Annotated in this window: 2 pseudogenes; both read left to right on the top strand. The window is 38.2% G+C overall.

The features are described 5' to 3' along the window. Positions 1-565 (top strand): annotated as a pseudogene (alsR, locus tag ACWHAR_RS20775) (acetoin biosynthesis transcriptional regulator AlsR); the annotation flags it as partial. 213 nt (positions 566-778) lie between these two features. Next, positions 779-1621 (top strand): annotated as a pseudogene (locus tag ACWHAR_RS20770) (ArsB/NhaD family transporter); the annotation flags it as partial.

Genomic DNA, 1621 nt, shown 5'->3' with positions numbered 1-1621 from the left:
TAAAAAATTCCCATCTGTGAAAATAGAACTGCGTGAAATATCCTCGTCTAGGCAGCAGGAGGAGCTACTAAAGGGCAACATTGATATTGGTATACTTCATCCTCCCTTACAGCATACAGCTTTACATATCGAAACCGCCCAAAGCAGCCCTTGTGTTTTAGCTTTGCCTAAGCAACACCCATTGACTTCTAAGGAATCAATTACGATTGAGGATTTAAGAGATGAACCAATTATTACTGTTGCTAAAGAAGCATGGCCTACTCTATACATGGATTTTATTCAGTTCTGTGAACAAGCAGGCTTCAGACCCAACATTGTCCAGGAAGCCACAGAATATCAAATGGTGATTGGTTTAGTCAGTGCCGGAATTGGTATGACATTTGTTCCTTCCTCAGCCAAAAAATTATTTAATTTGGATGTTACTTATCGAAAAATGGACCAAATACAGCTTAATGCCGAATGGGTTATCGCTTACCGCAAAGACAATCATAATCCGCTTATAAAGCATTTTATTCATATTTCAAATTGTCAGCAGACAAGAACTAAAGAGAGTGATGCAGGTACACGAACGATACTTGCAATCTCTTTTTTCTTTTGGGTTTCTTATGGAAATTTTATTAATTTAATATAATCGCTTAGTACAACTTTATATCAGTATACGTATACATACAGTACAAATAGTTGGCAAGGACATTAGTAAGCGCAGGACATTAGTTTGATTTTAAAAATGAAAGATAGAGAGGTGAAGTAAATTATTGAGTTCACCGGCATATTCACATTGCTCGCTTTTTTCGTAACAATGATTTTTATTTTCTGGAGACCAAAAGGACTAAATGAAGCTATCCCCGCCACATTTGGCGCTTTAATGGTTTTATTGTGCGGAAGTGTGTCATTGGCAGACTTAGGGGAAATCGGAACAAAAGTCACGGGTGCATCGGTTACAACCTTGCCACTATGATTATGGCCATTGCACTAGAAAGCTTTGGTTTCTTTGATTAGGTGGCTGCAAAACTGCTCCAACAATCCAAGGGTTCAGGCATCAAGCTTTTTTGGCTAACCAATTTGCTCTGCTTTCTCATGACCATTTTCCTGATGGGAGCATTTTGATCACAACTCCAATCCTTTTGCTTGTACTAAAATATTTAGGTTTAAAAAAACATCAAAAAACCCCATATTTATTAAGCGGTGTTTTAATAGCCACAGCCTCTAGCGCACCGATTGGCGTAAGTAATATTGTTAATTTAATTTCTCTCAAAATCATTGGAATGGATCTATATCTTCACACCGCCATGATGTTTGTCCCTAGTATGATGGGACTCATTTTTATGACTTGTCTACTGTTTATGTTCTTTTATAAACGTCTTCCCAAGAACCTGCCAGATATACCGAGCCATTTTCAGTCTTTGCGGCATAGAAGGTACCATCCTCTTCATTCGCCATCAGCTCCTTTACCAGAACGAAATCAAACAAAAATCATGTTGTTTGTGCTTGCATTTGTTTTTCTCGTCAGGATGAGTCTATTTGCAGCATCATATACCGGTATTTCTGTTCCTCTTGTCGCTGTCATCGGATCTATTATCCTTTTGGGATGGAGATGGATTTATTTCAAAACCTCCCCAAG

It is taken from the genome of Bacillus sp. LR--39 (assembly GCF_053613335.1).
Note: the sequence above shows the minus strand (reverse complement) of the source record. Positions and strands in the feature narration are given on the sequence as shown.